The sequence below is a fragment of the Mesorhizobium sp. M3A.F.Ca.ET.175.01.1.1 genome (genome assembly GCF_004791945.1).
Classification (GTDB): domain Bacteria; phylum Pseudomonadota; class Alphaproteobacteria; order Rhizobiales; family Rhizobiaceae; genus Mesorhizobium.
Map to the genome: position 1 here is coordinate 1 of NZ_SRTP01000332.1, position 299 is coordinate 299.

At 63.9% G+C, this 299-nt stretch carries 1 pseudogene; it reads right to left on the reverse strand.

What is annotated here, in order from left to right:
* Nucleotides 1–299: pseudogene (locus tag EN818_RS31865) on the reverse strand (hypothetical protein); the annotation flags it as partial.

Here is a 299-nt window from a genome sequence, read left to right on the forward strand (position 1 = left end):
AGCAGCGCGGCGCCGACGGCGAGCGAGGCCCGCGTCGGGTTGCTGAGGAAACGCCGCTCCGGTGGGATGTCTTCGATTTGCCGGCTAAATAGATCGCGCTCACGCTTAGCGTTCGCAAATTCGCGCAGCGTCGCATGCGCCACGCCCTTGGCGTAGTGCTGGAGCGCGGCGGTCACCACATAGAGATCCGGCTCGCTATTCATCGGCTCGTCGATGATCTCGCGCCAGCGGCCGAAGCGCACCTGAACATGCGATTTCATCGCATGATAGCCTTCGACCGTCTGCGTCAGCTTCGGCCG